The following is a 2826-nucleotide window of genomic DNA, read 5'->3' as shown; positions in this document are numbered from 1 at the left end:
CAGCCAGCGGCTACTCTCCAGCCGGTTGGGCAGAACCTGCACGTCATCGCACATGCCCCGGGTGAGTTCCCGCAAAGGCTCGGTGGAAACGATCAGGCGCTGGCACAGCGCCGCTGCCCGACGCAGTCGCGGCTTGGCGTCCTTGAAGGCGAAGCGGTAGAAGGAGTTCTTGGGTGGAAGCTGGGTGATGAGATCATCCAGGCTCATGACGCGCAGCACTTGGGGATTGAAGCGGCGACAGAGCTCGAGGGCCTGCAGCTGGGCGTCGTTGATCGCGGCGTGCAACACCAACGTGTCGGGAGCGAAGCGCTCCAGCTCGATGGGGCTCAGCACCCGTGCCTGCATGAGGCCGGGAGGATCGACCGCGGTGCACTGGGCGAGGCCCGCGTCTGACAGGGCACGGAAGGGGGCGCGGATGCGGTACTCTCCGGAGCCTCCGGCGAGAGGCAATCCCAGCACCCGGAGGCGGTCGCGGAATTCGGGATCCCATTCCGGCACGGCGTCGGCTTCTACCCGCAAGTCCAGGGCGGTCAGAGCGAGATTGCGGTTGAAGGCCGGATCCCGGGCGAGGCGGGGAAGCCAGCGGGAGAGCATCCATGCCCGTTCCTTCTCCCCTCGCTCCGCGGCCAAGGCGAGTTTCCGCAAATCCCGGCGCTCTTCGTGGATGGAAATGGAGCCGTGATGAACCACGGTGGCAAATGGCGTCCAAACCACCCGGTACCCCCGCTCGGAGAGGCGCAAGCAGAAGTCCACGTCGTTGAACAGCACGGCAAGATTCTCTTCGTCCATGCCTCCGACATCCAAATAGACTTTGCGCCTCACCAGCATACAGGCCGCCGTTACCGCCGAGTAGTTCTGGTCCACCTGGGCCCGGTTCATGTAGCCTGGGTCGCCCAGGCCGGTCTTGCCTTCACTGAACGGATGGTGGGCGATGTCGGTGAGGCCCAGCACCACACCGGCGTGCTGGAGCGCCCCGGTTTCCGGGTACACCAGCCGGCAGCCGACGACTCCCACCTCGGGGCGCTGGCCGTGGAGCAGCATGCGCTCGAGCCACTCTGGCTGCACGATCTGGGTGTCGTTGTTCAGAAACAGCAGGTATTCTCCGTGGGCCGCCTTGGCCGCGGTATTGCACATGGCGGCGAAGTTGAAGGGATGGGGATAGGAGAGCAGCCGGACACGGTCGCCCTGCTCTCTCTGCAGCGTTTCGTAGTAGGCCAGGACGTCGGGATCGCTGCTGCCGTTGTCGCACAGGATCACCTCGTAACGGGGGTAGGCAGTCTTGGCCAAGAGGCTTTCGACGCAGGGTTGGAGGAACTCCAGCTTGTCTTTGGTCGGTATGATGATGGAAACGAGGGGCCTGTCCGGGTGGCGGTAGATGACCCGCACGGTGCCAGGGATGAATCCGTCGGCCAGCTCGGCCGGGATTCCACGCCGGGCCAAGTGGCGCATCAGGGCAACCCGGGTGTGGGGCGTGTGTAGTCCGCCTTCCAGCCCTTCGGGCAGGCTCAGGAGCACATCCGCGATGTGCCCGATGGCTGCCTCCCCACAGCGGTCCAGGACGTCGAGAAAAAGATCGTAATCGTGCACCGGCGTTGTCGCGGCGAAGGCATCCGCCCGCACCGCGATCCCGGGTCCGGGATAAGGTATGGAGCGGGCGAGATCCAGATTGAAGTCGGGCTTGAAGCGGGGACTGGAACGGATGCCGCCGGGGCCGATGCGGTCGTCGTCCCAGTAGATCAACTGCCAGCGGGGATGGGCATCGGCATAGTCGGCGATGGAAAACAAGGCGTGGGGGGCGAGCCGGGCGCCCGCTGGCAGGCACACGATCCAATCCTCGGGAGGCGGTGCCGTGGCGAATAAGGGGGTATCAGGTGAAATCCAGCGGATGCCGGCAGCTGCAAGCTCCTCGGCTGCCGGTGCCGCGAACTCGGCGATCACCGTGAGCTCAAGCTGGCGATAGAGCTGGGTGGCGAGGGAATCCAAGGTGTCTGCCAGGCGCTCTTCTTCCCCGTGCCTCGCGTGCACCACCACATGTAGCGTTGGACGTGCGCGCCAGCGCAGCATCATGCGCTCGGCGTACACCTGGCCGTGGATCAGCCGCAGACGCTTGTGAGCGCACCAGCGGGCGTAAGCGCGCGCGTCGTCGTGGGCCTTGGTGGGCCCAGGCGCTGCGCTCGTTTGTTCCTCTTCGGGAAAACGGAAAGGGGGGCCGTGGTGGACTGCCGTCACTTGCGGCAGGTGGGCGTGAGTGACCCCCATTTCCAGAAAACGCTCCCAGAGATCCCAGTCGGCAGGGTAAAAATACTTCCAGCTGGCGCCGTTGTAATGAAAGGTCTTTAATCCAGCATGGTACAGGGAGGAGATGCGGGCGATTCGTCCTGGCGCCGGCATTTCTCCGCCCACCTTTACGTTGGGGCGGCCGTTGCCGCAAACGAATTCGACTTGGGAGTGGACCCACTCGACGCGGCGTTGTCGCGCGAGCTCCAGTAACGCACCCAGGTGCTGAGGGAGAAATTCGTCGTCGTCGTCCAAATGGGCGATCCATTGTCCTCGGGCGAGGGCGAGGCCCACGTTGGCGGGTTTGCAGCCAGCCACGTACCAGCGTGGACCGGCAAGCGCTGGATAGCGCCCGCGGCGGCGCAGATTGACGAAGCGCACACGCGGGTCCGTTATTCCGGACAGCAGCCGCGCGCTGTCGGAATCGACGCCATCGCCGACGATGATCAGTTCCCAATGGGGATATTCCTGACGCAGCACCGAAGGCAGCGTGCGCTGAAGAATGATCTGGGCGCGATTGTAGGTGGGAATGATCACCGATATCAGGGG

At 64.6% G+C, this 2826-nt stretch carries 1 protein-coding gene; it reads right to left on the bottom strand.

Annotation, left to right across the window (positions count from 1 at the left end):
- The coding region (locus tag V7Q81_RS15540) for a glycosyltransferase family 2 protein (protein WP_333845138.1) at positions 1-2826 on the bottom strand (2826 nt) is incomplete at both ends.

The sequence above is a fragment of the Pelomicrobium sp. genome (assembly GCF_036803785.1).
GTDB lineage: Bacteria > Pseudomonadota > Gammaproteobacteria > Burkholderiales > UBA6910 > Pelomicrobium.
This window is presented reverse-complemented; position numbering and strand designations above follow the sequence as displayed.